The sequence below is a fragment of the Marinobacter sp. G5_S1_61_S3 genome, assembly GCF_054968585.1.
On record NZ_JBQKUK010000001.1, the window covers coordinates 178,379 to 195,444 of the forward strand.

At 59.8% G+C, this 17,066-nt stretch carries 15 protein-coding genes; 10 read left to right on the top strand and 5 right to left on the bottom strand.

The features are described from left to right. The first annotated feature begins 10 nt into the window (after positions 1-10). From ACTRWH_RS00765 to ACTRWH_RS00805, 9 genes are all read left to right on the top strand, one after another. Positions 11-751, top strand: coding sequence for an SURF1 family protein (locus ACTRWH_RS00765; RefSeq protein WP_036207804.1), 741 nt, complete (start codon positions 11-13; stop codon positions 749-751). After that, complete coding sequence (locus ACTRWH_RS00770) at positions 738-1,382, top strand: hypothetical protein (RefSeq protein WP_051946976.1); 645 nt, start codon at positions 738-740, stop codon at positions 1,380-1,382. The genes ACTRWH_RS00765 and ACTRWH_RS00770 overlap by 14 nt, the downstream gene beginning before the upstream one ends. 24 nt (positions 1,383-1,406) lie before the next feature. Next, entirely contained in the window at positions 1,407-2,513 is a 1,107-nt protein-coding gene (locus ACTRWH_RS00775) for a COX15/CtaA family protein (RefSeq protein WP_462825761.1), read from the top strand. Further along, positions 2,510-3,433 (top strand): heme o synthase, encoded by a 924-nt coding sequence (gene cyoE, locus ACTRWH_RS00780; RefSeq protein WP_036207795.1) that lies wholly within the window; start codon positions 2,510-2,512, stop codon positions 3,431-3,433. The genes ACTRWH_RS00775 and cyoE overlap by 4 nt, the downstream gene beginning before the upstream one ends. A gap of 22 nt (positions 3,434-3,455) precedes the next feature. Continuing rightward, on the top strand, positions 3,456-4,124 hold the full coding sequence (locus tag ACTRWH_RS00785; protein ID WP_036207792.1) for an SCO family protein: 669 nt from the start codon (positions 3,456-3,458) through the stop codon (positions 4,122-4,124). 83 nt (positions 4,125-4,207) lie between these two features. Then, positions 4,208-5,419: a YbfB/YjiJ family MFS transporter gene (locus ACTRWH_RS00790; RefSeq protein WP_462825762.1), complete on the top strand. Its 1,212-nt coding sequence runs from the start codon at positions 4,208-4,210 to the stop codon at positions 5,417-5,419. 334 nt (positions 5,420-5,753) lie between these two features. After that, positions 5,754-8,231 (top strand): ATP-dependent helicase HrpB, encoded by a 2,478-nt coding sequence (hrpB, locus tag ACTRWH_RS00795; RefSeq protein WP_462825763.1) that lies wholly within the window; start codon positions 5,754-5,756, stop codon positions 8,229-8,231. 487 nt (positions 8,232-8,718) lie between these two features. Continuing rightward, entirely contained in the window at positions 8,719-9,537 is an 819-nt protein-coding gene (locus tag ACTRWH_RS00800) for an ATP-grasp domain-containing protein (RefSeq protein ID WP_126810904.1), read from the top strand. A 152-nt stretch (positions 9,538-9,689) separates the two neighbouring features. After that, complete coding sequence (locus ACTRWH_RS00805) at positions 9,690-10,865, top strand: type III PLP-dependent enzyme (protein WP_126810903.1); 1,176 nt, start codon at positions 9,690-9,692, stop codon at positions 10,863-10,865. Positions 10,866-11,004: 139 nt separating this feature from the next. On the opposite strand, the gene ACTRWH_RS00810 is transcribed toward ACTRWH_RS00805, so the two are convergent. From ACTRWH_RS00810 to ACTRWH_RS00825, 4 genes are read right to left on the bottom strand one after another with little or no spacing between them, the layout of a single operon-like run. Beyond that, positions 11,005-12,207, bottom strand: coding sequence for an MFS transporter (locus ACTRWH_RS00810; protein ID WP_085678174.1), 1,203 nt, complete (start codon positions 12,205-12,207; stop codon positions 11,005-11,007). Between the two features lie 11 nt (positions 12,208-12,218). After that, positions 12,219-12,614 carry an ectoine synthase gene (locus ACTRWH_RS00815; RefSeq protein WP_007155480.1) on the bottom strand — a complete coding sequence of 132 codons (396 nt, stop codon included), beginning with the start codon at positions 12,612-12,614 and terminating at the stop codon, positions 12,219-12,221. Positions 12,615-12,664: 50 nt separating this feature from the next. Beyond that, positions 12,665-14,095 carry a GTPase/DUF3482 domain-containing protein gene (locus ACTRWH_RS00820; RefSeq protein WP_143743875.1) on the bottom strand — a complete coding sequence of 477 codons (1,431 nt, stop codon included), beginning with the start codon at positions 14,093-14,095 and terminating at the stop codon, positions 12,665-12,667. Continuing rightward, positions 14,092-15,498, bottom strand: coding sequence for a DUF2868 domain-containing protein (locus ACTRWH_RS00825; RefSeq protein ID WP_462825764.1), 1,407 nt, complete (start codon positions 15,496-15,498; stop codon positions 14,092-14,094). Before ACTRWH_RS00825 ends, ACTRWH_RS00820 begins: the two co-directional genes overlap by 4 nt. A 99-nt stretch (positions 15,499-15,597) precedes the next feature. Here ACTRWH_RS00825 and ACTRWH_RS00830 point away from each other — a divergent pair, with 99 nt between their 5' ends. Next, complete coding sequence (locus ACTRWH_RS00830) at positions 15,598-15,957, top strand: DUF6164 family protein (protein WP_036207734.1); 360 nt, start codon at positions 15,598-15,600, stop codon at positions 15,955-15,957. On the opposite strand, the gene ACTRWH_RS00835 is transcribed toward ACTRWH_RS00830, so the two are convergent. After that, on the bottom strand, positions 15,958-16,845 hold the full coding sequence (locus tag ACTRWH_RS00835; RefSeq protein ID WP_462825765.1) for an alpha/beta hydrolase fold domain-containing protein: 888 nt from the start codon (positions 16,843-16,845) through the stop codon (positions 15,958-15,960). It lies immediately after the preceding gene. Between the last annotated feature and the right edge of the window lie 221 nt (positions 16,846-17,066).

Below are 17,066 nucleotides of genomic sequence, written 5' to 3' on the forward strand. Positions count from 1 at the left end.
ATAGCAGAGCATGTCTGATCCAACCGATCGTTCTCGTCGCCAATGGCACTTCGATTGGCGCCTGTTGGTGTTCGCCGGCTTCTTTCTGCCGGTACTGTTAGGCCTGGGGATCTGGCAGCTGGAGCGAGCAGGAGAGAAACAGGCCCAGCTTGAACAGTGGCAGCAACAGGCCGGGAACCTGAGCTGGTCGCAACATCTGGCGGCCGGCCTCGAAGCCGGGCAACCGGTGACACTGTCCGGCCGTTACAGCGAGGTATCCTGGCTCCTCGATAACCGCACACGCGATGGCGCGCCGGGCTATGAGGTACTGACCCTGTTCCACCCGGTTCAGGGCCGCCCGGTGGTTGTGAATCGCGGTTGGGTACAAGCTCCCCGGCGACGTGATCAACTGCCCGATGTCAGTTATCCGTCCGGAGAGCTTAGTGTGAAGGGGCGGTTGAGTGAGTTTCCGGAACCCCCGGTGCTCAAGTCCGTGCCATCTGACAAAGCGGGCTGGCCGAAGCGAACACAGTCGCTGTCCCACGGGCAGGCTCGGGAAATTGAGAATGATGTTGCCAGCCTGGTACTCAGGCTTTCCGGGCCGGAGCAACCTGGCGCCTACCGCGCCGACTGGGCTCCAGACCGGATGGGGCCACAAACCCATTATGGATATGCGGTGCAATGGTTTTCACTGGCCATCGCGCTGGTTATATTGACGGTCGTAGCGAGCTATCGCAAAACAGGAGTCCGTAATCACAATGACAACGGCTGAGCGCATGGACCAGAAAGACCCGGACGACAACGTCTCTCCAGAGCAGGTACGCCGCGGCAGGCGAACCGCCCTTTTACTGTTTGCCATCGGTTTCGGCCCGATGATTTTTGCCACTATCATGTACTACACCGGCTGGCTGAATCCTGCCGGCAATAGCAATAATGGCGAGCTGATCCAGCCGCCGGCGCCCCTGGCTCAAATGCAGCTTCAGGGAGCCAGCGGCAACCCGCTTGTCGACCGCTTTGGCCCTGACGAACCCGACGCCGAATGGATGATGGTGGTGGTTTCCGAGCAATGCGCCTCGGAGTGTGAAGAGCTTCTGTATCTGGCGCGCCAGGTCAATATTGCCCTGGGCAAGAATGCTAACCGGGTAAATCGTTCGGCCTGGCTCGGCACTATCCCTGACGATCTTTCGGCTCGCTGGAGCGACGAATACAGCTCCATGGAACGGCTGAGTATCCTGGAGGGCCGCGCTCCGAAATGGCCGTCCGGCATCAACCCGGAGCACCAGCCACGGATTCTGCTGGTGGACCCCTTTGGTAACGTGATCATGCACTACGGCACCGAACACACGGGAAAGGATATGCTGAAGGATCTGAAACACCTGTTGAAGCTGTCACAGATCGGCTGACCATCAGTAACCGGAGATGCCCCGTTGAACACCACCCAACCCCGTCTTTCCCGCCCGGCCCACCTCATGGCGCGCTGGTCGCTACTGGCCACCCTGCTAGCGGTGGTCGTCATCATGCTTGGGGCCTGGACCCGATTGGTGGACGCGGGCCTTGGATGTCCGGACTGGCCCGGTTGTTACGGGTTTCTGACGGTGCCCCATGATGAGTCGCGGATGGCCATCGCCAATGCGCGCTTTCCCGACACGCCCGTCGACGTGGAAAAAGGCTGGCCTGAAATGATCCACCGATACGCCGCCGGCACGCTGGGGCTGGTGGTGTTTGGCCTGGCGGCCTACGCGTTCCGTCATCGTCGTGACGGCGTGCCGCTTCGGTTGCCACTGTTTATTGCTGCCTTCATTCTGCTCCAGGGCGCCTTCGGCATGTGGACAGTGACCCTGAAGCTCTGGCCGCAGGTGGTTGCCCTGCACCTGTTAGGGGGCTTTACCACCCTGAGCCTGCTGACACTGCTCACGCTTCGCCTGCGCCGTAGACCGCAACCTGAAGGGGAATCACCCGGCGCAGGCCGGCCCCCCGGGTTGCGCCGTTTCCGGCCGTGGCTATACGGTGGTCTGGCGCTGGTTGTTATGCAAATTGCCCTGGGGGCCTGGACAGCGGCCAATTACGCTGCTGTGGCCTGTACCGACCTGCCCACCTGCCAGGGTGAATGGTGGCCGGCTGATATGGACTTCCAGCATGGGTTCGATGTCACCCAGCATGTGGGGCCGAATTACCTGGGTGGGCAGCTAACGGCTGACGGTCGTGTCGCCATCCATGTCAGTCACCGGCTGGGAGCGATGATAGTGCTTGCGTACTTCACGGTTTTTCTGGCATTACTGTGGCGCAGAACAAAGCGAACACCACTGGCGTGGCATGTGCAGCTGGTGGCCGTGGCCCTGATTGCGCAGATTGCGCTGGGCCTGGCCAACATCGTGTTTCATATACCTCTGTCAGTGGCGGTGGCGCACAACGCAATGGGCGCAGGGCTTTTGCTGGCAGTGATCAATCTGCTCTGGCGATTTCATCAACAGGCCCTGCCAGAGGCAGCGAAAACAGAACCTACAACAACAATCGAGCGAGAGGTGACGGCATGAGCGAGCACGTAAAGGCACTGCCGGCGCAGGGAACGACCAACGAGTCCGCTGCCGCGGGCATTTCCTGGCGGGATTTTCTGGAGCTGACCAAGCCCACTGTGGTGGCGATGATGATCCTCACCTCAGTCATAGGCATGCTACTGGCCACACCGGGCGTGCCGGGTTGGGAGGTTATGCTCTACGGTAACCTGGGCATCGCCCTGCTGGCGGGCGCGGCAGCCGTGGTCAATCATGTGGTGGATCAGAAAATCGACACGGTCATGGCCCGTACCCGCAAACGACCCGTCGCCACCGGGAAAATCTCGCCGCTGGACGCACTGCTGTTCGCAACGGTGCTGGCGGTTGCCGGCATGGTCATCCTGGTGTGGCAGGTGAATGCGCTGACAGCCTGGCTGACCCTGGCGTCACTGGTGGGGTATGCGGGCGTCTACACCCTGTTTCTCAAGCGTATGACCCCGCAGAACATCGTTATCGGTGGCCTGGCCGGCGCGATGCCGCCTTTGCTGGGCTGGACCGCGGTGACCGGGCAGGTGGAAGGCCACGCCCTGTTGCTGGTGCTGATCATCTTCGCCTGGACGCCACCGCATTTCTGGGCACTGGCCATCCATCGCAAGGAAGAATACGCCAAGGCCGGTATTCCCATGCTGCCAGTCACCCATGGCAACAAGTACACAGAGTTACATATACTCCTGTACACCCTGATGCTGCTTGCTGTCAGCCTGCTGCCGTTTGTCACCGGTATGTCTGGCGTTATCTATCTGGTGGGTGCACTGGCCCTCGGCCTGCGTTTCCTACAGTATGCCGTACGGTTGCTCAGAGGTGATGACCGTCGTGTTGCGCTCAACACCTTCAAATATTCCATCACCTATCTGATGGCCCTGTTTGTGGTGCTGCTGGTCGACCACTTTGTGTTTTTCTGAATGCTGATTTACCGGAGATTTCATGGACCGTTCGATTCGCCTGACGCTGATCCTGCTGCTGTTGGTTGTCGTGCTGATCTTCGGGCTGGTGGTTGGACGGCAGGTGTTGCTGGTCGGAAATGACCAGCCTTCACCCCCGCCGGAACTCAGCAGTATCAACGCCTACGTGTACGAAAACAGTCGTAAACTTGCAGAGTTCGAGCTGCTTAACGAACAGGGCGAAACGGTCACCCGGGACAGCCTGAAGGGCAAATGGACGTTTGCTTTCGTTGGCTATACCAATTGCCCGGACATCTGCCCCGCTGCCATGGCGACCCTGCGCAAAACCGACAAAATGCTACCGGAGGAGCTACCGCAGCCGGAGTTCCTGTTGATTTCCGCCGACCCGGAACACGATACGCCCCAGAGACTGAAAGACTATGTGGGCTTTTTCGGCGACGACTTTCACGGCCTGACTGGCGACATTGAGACACTGAGAGAGCTCGCCAGAAGCATGAACGCGGTTTTCTCCCAACGTCAGGTGGATGGCGAACGGTTGGTGGAACACAGCGGGCATTTCACACTGATCAACCCGGACGGCGAAATGACCGCCGTGCTTCAGCCTCCCCACAAGCCGGAAGACCTGGTTGAGGCCTATCGTGAGATCTACGAGTGGGCTCGGGAAAATCATCCGCGAGCGTCCCAGTCATGACCCTGCGCTCCTCGCTTTGACTCGGCTGACTTCCTGCTCCCACTGACTTAGACTGCCTACCGGCTTTCCCCAGGGGTTCTGTGATGCCAAATTCCCACCCTTCCTGCACACCGCCGCGGGATCTTTATCTGGTCGTGGTAGCGGGTGCCATTCTGTTGCTGGTCACCCACGGCCTGGGCCGTTTCATCTACACGCCGCTATTGCCGTATCTGGTGGGCGATGGCCAGATCACTGCCGGGCAGGGTGCTGCGGTGGCCACCTGGAACTACCTTGGCTACCTGCTTGGCGCCCTGCTGGCCATCCGCTGGCACACCATCAGCCACATTCGCATGCTGCTGCCGGCGTCCCTCGCGGTTCACCTGTTGACCACCCTTGCGATGACACAGACTGACCACCTTGGGGCCATGTCCACCGCCCGCCTGTTTAATGGCATCGCCAACGGCGTTGTCTTTGTCCAGGCGCCGGCGTTGATCCTGGAATGGCTGGTACTGCGCAACCGCGCTACGCTCAGTGGGCATCTCTACATTGGTGTAGGCCTGGGCCTTTTGGTATCAAGTGGCCTGGTCAGCTCCAGCGCCCACTGGCTTGAGGGGACTGAACGCTGGTGGCCTGCCGTCGTGCTTTCCATCCCCCTGGCCTGGTGGGCCACGGCGCGGTTACTCCGACTGGACGTACCGGTGAGGGCGCAAAGCGACGGCGAAACCCCGCCGGGAAAATCGCCCCTGTTTGACCGGGCAAGTGTGCCCCTGTTTCTCTCCTACGCCGGGGCTGGTCTCGGTTACATACTGCCGATGACGTTCTTGCCATTGCTGGCCAAGGACCAGTTACCGGCCGACCACTGGCTGCTGGATGGCGCCTGGTTCCTGGCGGCTGTGGCGACGATCCTGTCACCCTCGATATGGAACTATCTTGGTGCCAAAATCGGCGATCTCCCTGCATTGCGCATGAATTTCGTGGTACAGCTTGCTGGCGTCCTGGCAGCAGTGATCTTGCCTGGTGCCTTGGGCCTGGCGGTTTGTGCCGCCCTGGTGGGCAGCACGTTCGTGGGTACGGTGATGCTCACCCAACGCATCGGCCGGGCCCTGCATCCGCACCAGGGGCCGCGACTGTCAGCGGCAATGGTGTCGGTCTACGGCTTCACCCAGATGGCCGGCCCCTGGCTCACCAAGCAATGGCTGGACGCCGGTGGCACCCTGACCACGGCCTTTGGCATCGGGGTGGTGGCGCTGGCTCTTGGAGCGGTGTTTGCGTTCTTTGTGCCTTTGCCTGGATGTCCTGGCAGGACTGATCGTTAGGGTGCATGAGCGGGGTGGTGGGATATTTTTCCTTGGGAATGGAACTCGCTGTGCTCAGACACCCATTCCTGGCGGATAAAATATCCCACCACCCCACTCTTATGTAACGCACAGTTATCGCGTCTGAGGAGGTATGAGCATCGCTGTCTCGTGCAAACCGGAGCAGGCCCATAGTACGCTTTTGAGAAATCGACGAGTTACCTAAGGGTGTGGGTGTGTTTTATTTTTCAATAAAGAAAATGGTGTCCGAGCAAAGCGAGTTCATTTTCATTTGAAAAATAAAACACACCCACGCCCCTCCCCAAACCGACCAGTCCTAAACACAGCCAAAAAAATGCTCCCAATCAACAACATCATCCCGGACCTCCTGAACAACCTGGAGTCCCAAACAACCATCCTGCTACAGGCACCACCGGGCGCCGGTAAAACCACCAGGGTGCCACTGGCTTTGATGGATGCCCCCTGGCGTGAGAATCGCAAGATCCTGATGTTGGAGCCGAGACGTTTGGCAGCCCGGTCCGCGGCAAGGTACATGGCCGGGCAGATGGGGGAGAAGCCGGGCCAGACCGTTGGTTATCGCACACGGCTTGATACGCAGGTGACGTCTGCCACGGTGATAGAAGTGGTCACCGAAGGTATTCTCACGCGGTTGATCCAGAATGATCCGGCGCTGGAAGACTACGCCGTTGTGATTTTCGATGAGTTTCACGAACGGTCATTGCAGGCCGATCTGGGCCTGGCGTTGGTGCGGGAAGCCCGCCAGGCCTTGAGGGAGGACCTGCGGATCATCGTCATGTCCGCCACGTTGGATACCGCACCCATCGCCCGGTTGCTGGGTGATGTGCCGGTGCTGAGTAGTGACGGCCGGGCGTTCCCTGTGGAGGTGGCGTATCGCCCCATTCCGCGTAATGGCCGGATCGAGCAACAGGTGGTGTCCGTTATTCATGAGGCACTGGCGGATCAGAGTGGGTCGTTGCTGGTGTTTCTTCCCGGTGCGGGCGAGATTCGTCGGGTTGAGCGTCAGCTTCAGAACCAGACAGGCAACGATGTGATCGTGGCGCCGTTGTACGGCAACCTGAAAAGCGAGGAGCAGGACCGGGCCATCGCGCCGGCGCCCGAAGGTTACCGCAAAGTGGTTCTGGCCACGGCTATTGCCGAATCCAGTCTCACCATTGAAGGCGTACGCGTCGTCATCGACAGCGGTCAACAACGCCGGGCGGTGTTTGATGCCAACAGCGGTATGACACGGCTGGTGACGGGCTGGGTGTCAAAAGCGTCTGCGGAGCAGCGCAAGGGACGGGCCGGGCGTATTGAGCCTGGCGCCTGTTACCGGCTGTGGAGCGAGTCCGCCCAGTTTGGTCTGGCCGAGTTCACCCCGCCGGAAATACAGGAAGCGGACCTGGCACCCCTGGTGCTGGAACTGGCGCAATGGGGCGCGCGGTCGCCGGATCAGCTGGACTGGATTGACCCGCCCCCTGCTGCGCACTGGCAGCAGGCTGTGGCGTTGTTGCAGTGGCTGGATATGCTGGATGCCGACAGCGCCATTACCGAACATGGCAAGGCGGCGCGGGACATGGGCGTTCATCCACGGCTGGCGCACATGATTCTACGCGGACGGGACATTGGCCATGGCTATCTCGCGGCCGAGTTGGCGGCGCTGCTGGAAGAACGGGATCTGGCGGGCCGATCAGCCGGGGCGGATATGCAGGAGCGGGTCAGGATGCTGCGGGGGGGCGGCCCGCGACAGGGTGTGGATACCGCCAGGGTGATATCGATCACCAAGTCGGTGTCCCGCCTGGCTGGAGGTTTTGAACGACCCCAGGCAATGCCCACTGACGATGAGGTAGGACGCGTGCTCGCACAGGCCTACCCGGACCGGATTGCCCGTAAACGGCGGGGCGAAGCACCGCGATACCAGCTCAGCAACGGTCGCGGCGCAGCCCTTCGCAGCGACGACCGACTGGCTCGCTATGAGTGGCTGGTTGCAGCTGAACTGGACGGCAAGGCCAGGGAGGCCACGATTTATCTTGCTGCACCGGTTACCCCAGCGGTGCTGGAACAGGACCTGTCCGGCCACATTGAAGAGTACGAGGAGGCGGTCTGGGACGAGCGACGCGGAACCGTGGTGGCCCGTCGCGTCCGAAAACTGGGGCAGTTGGAGCTGGAGGAAACAGCCTTGCCAGCCCCGTCCCCGGAACTGGTGCAGCAGGGGCTGCTCGCCGCCGTGCGCAAGAAGGGCCTTGGGAGCCTGCCATGGACGCCGGCGGCGGAGCAGTGGCTTGCCCGGGTCACCCTGCTGGCAGAGTACTTTCCCGGAGAATGGCCAACGGTCAGCGAGCGCTGGCTGACAGATAACCTGGACACCTGGCTTGGTCCGTTCCTGGCAGGGATGACCCACTGGCGTGACCTGGAGAAACTCAACCTGAGCCAGGCTCTTGCCAGCCTGCTGGAGTATCCGCAACAACAGGCACTGGAAGAGCTGGCTCCTCCCCGCCTGACGATCCCAACCGGCCAGTCCGTGGCGCTGGATTACACCGCAGAAAACGGCCCGGTATTGGCGGCCAAGCTCCAGGCCCTCTTCGGCTGGACCAAAACTCCTACGGTTGCCGGAGGCCAAGTGCCGGTGGTGATCCACCTGCTGTCCCCAGCCCAGCGCCCTCTGGCTGTCACGGCCGGCCTGGCAAGCTTCTGGCAGAACGCCTATCCGGAGGTCCGCAAGGACATGCGCGGTCGGTATCCCAAGCACCCCTGGCCGGAAGATCCCCTGACGGCAGATGCGAGTCAGGGGACTAAGAAGCGTCCTGTTCGTTGATTCTTTACCTTTGGCTTTGGGTAGGACTGAGGCCTTTGTGGGGATCGGGGAGGTGGGGGTATTTTTCCTTGGGAATGGAACTCGCTGCGCTCAGACACCCATTCCTGGCGGAAAAATACCCCCACCTCCCCGCTCTATTGGCAAAGGGTGATGTCGTTACGGAAAGCTGGAATTTAACTGCGCTTTGATTTCGAATGTATGCGTGCGGACACCGTACTAGCGGTAAAAAGCTCTCAGGTAAACCCAGTCAAAACCACAGTAAATCGGCGCGACAACTGGCGTTAACTAAGGGTATGGGGGTGTTTTATTTTTCAATAAAGAAAATGGTGTCTGAGCGAAGCGAGTTCATTTTCATTTGAAAAATAAAACACCCCCATGCCCCTCCCCTAAACCCCCAGTCCAACCCAAAGCCAAAGCAAAGAATAAACATTGCACCCAACCCAAACCTGTATAAAATGCGACCAACCCAACCACGCACCCAACCCAAATGAAACTGGTCTCCTTCGACATATTCCGCACCCTCGGCTTCCCGAATACCAAAACCCTCAAGCCCGAACAATTCCTGGCCCATAAAGAACTGCTTAAAGACGCAGACTGGGTGCTGTTCCCGGAATACTGGCAGCTGAATGCCCTCGTTCACGGCCTGAAATGTCGCGTTTTCCCCAGTGTCGCCAGCTATCGCATCGGCCACGACAAGGTGGAAATGACCCGGGCTTTCCAGGCGGTCGCACCTGAACACACTCCGTGGACTCTGATTGAAGCCAATGGCCCGGAGGAACAGCAGGCGGTGTGGGATGCCATGGTCGTGCCCTTCGTGGCCAAGCTGCCCAAAGCCAGCATGGGCGAAGGTGTGTGGTTAATCGAAAACAAAGCCGACTGGCAGCGTTATTGCGAGCGGACCCATGTTCTTTATGCCCAGGAATACCTGCCGATTGATCGGGATGTGCGGGTAGTGATTGTCGGGGACAACGTGGTATCCGCCTACTGGCGAACCCAGGCGGACCAGGGGTTCTACAATAACGTGTCGCAGGGTGGGCGCATCGACCGGGGGCCAGTGCCTTCCGTGGTAACCGATCTGGCACTGCGCCTTGCGCGGGAGCTGGAGGTGGATCACGCGGGGTTTGATATTGCCCTGGTGGAGGGGTATCCCTACGTGCTTGAGTTCAATCGGCTATTCGGCAATCAGGGACTCGGTCAGGGTAGTGATCTGAAAACTGCGATTCTGGATTACCTGCAGCGCCAGGCCGAGCCCGAAGACCCGAACGGCCCCACCGGGCCGGCGCCGTTGTGGCCAGTCGCAGTGTGAGCTGAAGGCAAACGGGCCAGACGGTGGTTATGGGTAGATATGCTCATATCACGCCCCCGGAAAAGAACCGATGATCGCGCGATTGACGGGTACCGGATCGGTACCTATGTTGTTTGAACGACCCGTTTGCCCTTTGGAGGGAAACCCTATCCATGACCGAATCCACCAACGCCATCATCACTGACTACTACGACGCCGAGACCTTTGCCCGTATCAAGGCATTTGCCGATACCAAGGACACGCCCTGCGTCGTGATTGATACCGCGACCATCAACCGCCAGTACGATGAACTGGTGGAAGGCTTTCCCTATGCCAACGTCTACTATGCGGTGAAGGCCAACCCTGCCCCGCAGGTTCTGACGATGTTGCGGGACAAGGGCGCCAGCTTTGATATCGCGTCGGTGTACGAACTCGACAAGGTCATGGGCCTGGGTGTGACGGGCGACCGCATCAGTTACGGCAACACCATCAAGAAGGCCAAGGATATCCGCACCTTCTACGAGCGAGGTGTTCGCCTGTACGCGACGGATTCGGAAGCGGACCTGCGCAACATCGCGAAGGCGGCTCCGGGCTCGAAAGTGTATGTTCGCATCCTGACCGAAGGCACCCTGACCGCTGACTGGCCGCTGTCCCGCAAGTTCGGCTGCCAGACCGACATGGCCATGGACTTGCTGATCCTGGCCCGCGATCTGGGCCTGGTGCCTTACGGCGTCTCTTTTCACGTGGGTTCCCAGCAACGGGAAATCGGCGCGTGGGACGCCGCCCTGGGCAAGGTGAAGGTGATTTTCGAGCGTCTGAAGGAAGAAGACGGCATCGAACTGAAGATGATCAACATGGGCGGCGGCTTCCCGGCCAACTACATCACCCGTACGAATGACCTGAAAACCTACGCGGAAGAGATCAAGCGTTTCCTGGATGAGGATTTTGGCGATGATTTGCCCGAGATTATTATCGAACCGGGCCGCTCGCTGATTTCCAACGCAGGTGTTCTGGTAAGTGAAGTGGTGCTGATTTCACGTAAATCGCGTACTGCCCTACACCGTTGGGTATTCACCGATGTTGGTAAATTCGGTGGCTTGATCGAAACGCTTGATGAATCCATCAAGTTCCCGATCTATACAGAGAAATCCGGCGAAGGCGAGGACTGTGTAATTGCAGGCCCAACCTGCGACAGCGCCGATATCATGTACGAACACCACAAGTACCCGTTGCCGCTGAATTTGGCCATCGGCGACCGCATGTACTGGCTGTCCACCGGTGCCTACACCACGACGTACAGTGCCATAGAGTTTAACGGTTTCCCCCCGTTAAAGGACTATTACATCTAAGCCAGCGGTAAGGACGTGGGGTGGGGGTATATTTTCCGCCAGAAATGGGTGTCTGAGCGAAGCGAGTTCCATTTCCAAGGAAAAAATACCCCCACCCCGCGGCCCGGCAAAGCATAGATCAATGGCACCAGACAGAGGGTCAACTTTCGGGTTGGCCCTTTTGTCGTTTCAGGTCCAGGGTAAAAGTCAGGGGAAGAACCAGAGCGCAATAGGCGATGATAAAGATAATGGCGTATCGGGCGTCGTTGCCCCAATCGGCCAGTAACCCGCCGATCATGGGAACAGAAAACGCCACTGTGTAACCAACCAGAAAGTTTCCTGCTGAGAGTCGCCCCGTTTCTCTTGATTCCACCAGTACAGGGGGTAAAGCCACCAGCAGGATCAGCAGAATGCCGGCCGTGAAGCTCATAAACGTTGCGCTGGCTATTGACCACCAGCCAGTGAAGACGACCGTTCCCACTGTGCCCAGGATGCTGCAGGTTGCCATCACCATGATGGGGCCTTTGAGGCCTACCCAATATCTCGCCATTTTCAGCATGACCAGGGAGGCGATCACCTGGGCGAAGTTATACCAGAACAAGGCGTCCGCCAGCATGTCGAAGTTGCCTTGTTGCTCCAGGATATTGCCCATGTAGGCGTTAAGGCCGAAGAACAGGGAGCCTGACAGGCCCAGCAGCAGGCCAATTCGCAGAGTCAGTGGGTTTTTCCAATCAGGCAGCCATGCCGGTTTCTTTACAGGTCGGGCCATTTCTCTTCGGGGCAGGAACAGAGCGGCAGCGACCAGCAACGCGGGCAGTGACCAGGCCAGCAGGGTGGCGCGCCAGCTGTCGTCCATCAGTGGCATCAGTACCGGGAGGGTGATGCCGGCGCCGATGAATTCGCCCATCAGCATGCCGTTCATGTAGATAGCGGAGCCGATGGCCAGATGTTTGGGTTCGAGCCAGCGTGGCAGGAGTGCCGGCAGGGAGGGCTGCATCATGGCCACACCCAGGCCCATGACGGCACTCGCCAGCATAAGCGTGATGGTATCGGGTGACAGCCCGCGACCGGCGGAACCGATGACCATAATCACCATGGCCAGCGCCAGGGTATTGCGTGGGCCCATCCGTGCGATGGCCAGGGAACCGGGCATGGAACCGACAGCCAGCATCAATATTGGAAGAGTGGTGAGCGCACCGGTCAGAGCCTGGGACAGGCTGAGTTCGTCGCTGATGAACGGCGCCAGGGGAGGTGCAACCAATACCGGTATGCGCAGATAAACACCGGCCAGCCAAAGCAACACCGCCACCGGGAGCAGCTTGGCTGCCGGTGGCGGTGTTGTTGTGCCTGAAACGTCAGCCACTGGGGCCGGGCTTAGTTGTCGCCGGTGTCCGGGAGATAGGCGCCGTCTTCGTCATGGACTTCACGGCCGGTGACGGGCGGGTTGAAGGCACAGATCAGTCGCATGTCTTCGGTGCCACCACGCAGCGTATGCGGGTCGTTCTTGTCCAGCGCGTAAAGCGTGCCATCGGAAATCTCGTGGGTTTCGCCAGTGGCCTTGTCGTAGATGCTGCCGTTACCGGCGACACAATATACAGCTTCAAGGTGATGCTTGTACCAGAGGTTCAGCTCGGCGCCCGCAGGGATGATGGTCTCGTGGAATGAAAAGCCCATGCCGTCTTTTTTCAGCAGCATGCGGCGGCTGGTCCAGCCCGGCCCTGATACTTCGCGCTCGGAGCCGATAATGTCCTGAACTCGTACAATTTTCATACTTATCCCTCGCTGTGTGATGGAGCAGCCTTACAGTATAAACATCCCCGTCAGGTTCGGTTCAACCGCCAATCGTCGTAGGCGTCCAGCGACTGCTCGATGGCGGCTATAAAGGCTATCCTCATTTTGTCATCCAGGGCGCGCTTTTTCCGGCAACGTTCAAAGGCCTGATGGATGGTCCGGCGTTGCCTGCGGTCGAGTTGCTCAAGCCAATGGTCATCGGCAGGTTCAAGATCCAGCAGTTCCCGGCCGGCATGATTTCGGTGGCTGATATGCCACCAGTGATTAACGGCCCTTCCTAATACAACATAGCCGAATTGGCTGTCTTGTACAGGCCCGAAGGTGGCGGTCCTGAGCCCATTTTTCAGTACACCGGTATTGAGCACCGGCAGTGCCAGGCGGTCGCCGTAAAAATAGCTGCCTGCGGCACCGATCAGCCCGCCTACCAGGGCTCCGGCGCCCAGTGAATGGCCAAGGGTCAACGCATCCACCCCGGCCCCGCTCACGGCACCGGCCCCGAAGCCTGCGGTGGCCAGGTAGCGGCGGTTTACTCCCCAGGCTTTGTGGCTGTCTTCGCTGAACAGGTCGTGTTCACTGTGCCATTCCAGTTCCGCTTCCTGTCGTTGTACACGGTGATGCTCGTAGAGCTTCTCAATGGCAATTCGAAGGTGCTGTTCCCGTTTTCTCTGGTTGTCATACCAGCTTTTGCGCAACTGTGCGGCCAGGTCGTGATCGGAGATTTCGCTGGTCTGGAGTGTAGTCAGTGTCCGTTTTTCGCGGAAGGACATCATGTCTTCCAGGCTACGGGCGATGAGTGTGGCCGCTTGGGTGCGGCGTTGCCGTCTCTGCGCCGAGAGAAACGCCGTCGCGCTGTCCAGGGGCTGCTCCCAGTCCGGCTCAAGTTGCCCAAAGGCTCGCAACAGGCTGAGGTGTTGCTCGAAGGGCGCGCGAACCGCATCAAAGGTCCGGACAACCTGGAAAAACTGGCCGAGCGCCCTGGCCCAGGTGTCGCTGTAGTCGTCTTCACCAATACTGTTGATCAAGGCGAGGCTCGGCCGGCCGGTCCAGCGCAGGATGGTCATCTCCGCTTCATGCTGGGTGCTGTAGGGAACCGAACCGTCAACCACGTAGATGATGCCCGCGCCTTCAATGAGCGGTTGCAAGAGCTCGCATTCATCGACAAAGCCGTTGTCCTGGCGGTGTTGGACCACAAAGGCCTCGACGGTTTCGGCCCGGTCAGAGGCAGACACGCTGTGGGCTTCAAGCCATTCCAGTACACGCCGGGGGCGTTGGAACCCCGGCGTGTCCACCAGTGTGTACAGTGTCTTGCCGTCGACAGCCAACGGATAGGCCTGATGTTTACGGGTGGTTCCAGGCTCCAGCGCGATGGCAATGGCGTCGTTCTGGGACAGCGTGGCCACAATGCTGGATTTGCCCTTGTTGGGGTGGCCGACCACGGCAAACACGGGGGTTTTCATTATTCGTCCTGGTCCTGCAGTGCGCGGTGCATAAGGATATCCGGCGGTGTTGTCATCGGCGTGCTGACCACCATCCTCTCATCCTCCGTACGCTCCGCAAACCGCAGCCACTGGCTGAGTTGATGGTCCGGTGGCGACTGGTCTGGTTGAGCTGCCATCGGTACCAGCGCAATGGTGGTCTGCCTTGGCCATGTTTCGCGAGCCTGTTGTAGAAAATCCGCAAGCTCACCGGTGGGTGGTTCCCAACTGCGGGTGACGATGATTGCCGCTGGAGTGAGAGCACTGGTCAGTCGTTGGTTTGCCAGTTCGATGATGTGATGGTCGTGCTCGAGCGAGGCGCTACCGCCGGCGGCGAGGGGCTCCTGGTCTCCTGCGATGATCGTTTGCGGCAGCGCTGGCCTGCCGGCTTCCGCCCAGCGAATAATAGCCTGGGCCCTGGGGATAGGCTGCAATTTCGCAGACGTTGTCGTATCCGGTTGGTCGGCGGAGTCGTTGTGGAGGTTGCCCGTGTCCACGGTGGGTGTCTCCATGCGGTACTGGAGGGCGACCCAGCCATGATGGGCTCGGAGCGCCTTACGCGCGCGTATTTGGGGATGAACGATCGCCACCACCAGCAGAGCGAGCCGGGGCAGGACGACATAGATCATCCAGACCATTGCCACGAACGGCCACCAACTCCCCCAGAGGCCCGGATCGGTCGTTGTGGAAGACTGGCTGCGGAAGAACCGGGTGGCATCCACCAGTTCGCGGTCCGGCATCGCCGCAGGCCACAGATGCTGCCAGGGTGTGGCGATGGCGGATAGCATGCGGTAGTAGCTGTCGGTGCCGGTATTCAGGGTGGTGCTCCAGCCAAAGGCGAGATCCTGGATCACCACCAGTACCAGCAGGGTTATCAGTCCGGCGACACCAAACACCAGTCCGCCGGTATGGGCGGCACGGGCCATTAACAGTGGTTGCAGTGTTCGCAGGGCGCCCGAGGGGCGTGCGACCGCAAACTTCCTCAGCAGCCAGCGCCAGGGCTGCCAGCCGGCAAAGGCCTGGACAGTGGTAACCACAGCGAGGATGCACTGGAGCAGCACGAAGGCCAGGATCACCGTCAGATTGATTCGCTGGCCACCGTCGTAGAACAGTAGCCCCAGCATGGCCAGCGTTCCGGCAACGAGCCCCGCCAGGGCAAAACCTGTGGTCACCCTTCGCCAGAATTTCAACGGGTCATCGGTCGGTCTACGGCGGGACAGGCGCCTGACATGTTCAAGCCACCGATCCGGACCCGGGCTGACGCCCTGGTTGTGGCAGTCCAGGGCAAAACGGCGATCCCGCCGGTGCAGGAACACCGGGTTCTGGTCGCGGTCGCGCTGAACCTGATTGTCGAACTCCAGTAATCGTCGAATGGCGCTGTCTGGCATCGAGTATCCTGATCGACTGGGCGGTGAGAGCCGCCGCGGAATGCTAGGATAAGGGTCTAGGATGATAAGGGTATCCCATAAACCGGTGTCGGACCTACCATGACCAACCACCTCATGAACCTTCGTCACGTCCCCGACGACGAGGCGGACGAAATACGCGAGCTGTTCGAGACGCACAACGTGTCCTACTACGAGACGCCTCCCAGTCGCTGGGGTATCAGCATGGGTGGATTCTGGGTCCACGACAATGAGGAGGCCCAACGAGCCCGGGAATTGCTGCAGACCTACCAGAAGGAGCGCCTGCAGCGTCAGCGTGACGCTTACGAGGAGGATCTGGCGGCGGGCCGGGTCGGCGGATTCTGGCATCGGCTTCGCCGCAAGCCGGTGACGACCCTGGCGGCTTGCCTGGCCATCGTTGTCATCCTGGCATTAACAATTGCTCCGTTTGTGACTCTTTAGTCACTTCGGCTGCTTTTCCGCGTGCCGGATCAGGAAGTCTGTAGCTTTCTCAACGGCATTGCCGGCCGTCAGGAAACTGGTGATGTGGCCTCGTAGGTGCATCAGGTAAAGTTCACTCTCAACGTGATGCTCCGCAAGGCGTGCCCGAAAATCCCGCGCCTGATCCGCAGGCACCAGCATATCCTGGGCGCCATGGAACAGGAAAAACGGAGGCGTGCCGGCGGTAATGTGGGTGATCGGCGAGGCGGCCTCATAAACACCCGGAATGTCCTGCTGATCACCGCCCAGGAACTGACGGATCAGCTTTCCGGACCCGAAGGTTCGCAGGTCGGCTGGCAAGCCACCGGCAACAACAGCCTCCGGCCGCGCGTCCGCGCCTCCGTGTGGTTGGTTCAACGTGTGTTGGCTTTCGGCAATCACGGCCAACAAGCTGACCAGGTGAGCGCCAGAAGAAAAGCCAAATGCACTGATCGCATTCCGGTCCAGGTTGTAGGCTCCCGCCCTGGCATGAAGCCAGTTCATGGCTATCTGAAGATCGTGGAGTTGCGCCGGGAAGGTGTGTTCAGGTGCAAACCGATAATCAATGTTCATCACGGCGAAGCCCCGGCCAGCGAGGTGCTCTGCGATCCATGTCATGTCCTTCCGCGAACGCCGTTCCCAACCACCGCCATGCACCAGGAGTACTGCAGGTGCGGGGTCGGGGCTGTCTGGCAGATAAAGATCCGCCTGGAGCTCCTGAGGCCAGCTGTCCGGGGAATAGGTGATGCCAGTTGTGGTGCGAAAGCCGGTATCGGGGACCGACACCGTTTCTGCTGGCGCGTTCAGGTGTGAGGCGCAGGCAGATAGCAAGGTGCTGGCGGCCAACGCCAGCAGGCGGTTGACGTGCATGGACTCTCCGTTCATCTGGGCGGAAACGAAGACTTATACGTCTCGAATATGACCACGGATGCATTGTGCGGTGCTCAGCGCTGTCCTGAAAACGGGACACTGTCCTGTCTTCAGGACAATGTCGCGAGACGGCCCGTAGAGGGCATTTCCGCCCACCTCCCCCTCTGACCACTGTCCGGAAATCCGGAAATAGTGCTTGAGAATTAGTGCAATTCCAAGAA